Origin of the sequence: Streptococcus pseudopneumoniae (genome assembly GCF_001072925.1) — a bacterium.
Lineage (GTDB): Bacteria > Bacillota > Bacilli > Lactobacillales > Streptococcaceae > Streptococcus > Streptococcus pseudopneumoniae_Q.
Map to the genome: position 1 here is coordinate 1 of NZ_JVHE01000038.1, position 318 is coordinate 318.

Consider the following 318-nt stretch of genomic DNA (forward strand, 5'->3'; position numbering starts at 1 on the left):
TACACAAAAATAGGCTCCATAAGATCCATAGGGGATTTACCCACTACAAATATTATAGAGCCTATATTTTAAAAACGTTGAAATTCTCAACGTTTTTTTGCTTGTTTGCTTATTTCCCACTTTTCCATTAAGTAGCCCAATCAAAAAACCGTAAGAATTTCTTCTTACGGTTTTTCTAGCAATCTCATAGAATCAAGATTCTTAGATTTGCTTTATTTGAGTAATGGTTTACTCTTCTTCCTTACGTTTTTTAGAGATAAGGAGTCCTCCTGTCACTGCTGCAAGAAGTGCTAGTCCAAGTGAAGCGTTAGATTGTTT

Annotated in this window: 1 protein-coding gene; it reads right to left on the bottom strand. The window is 34.3% G+C overall.

Going from position 1 to position 318, the window contains the following annotated elements:
- Window positions 1-228: 228 nt before the first annotated feature.
- Window positions 229-318 (bottom strand): LPXTG cell wall anchor domain-containing protein (locus tag ADH81_RS11615; protein ID WP_152904367.1); only part of this gene is annotated, 90 nt, incomplete at its 5' end.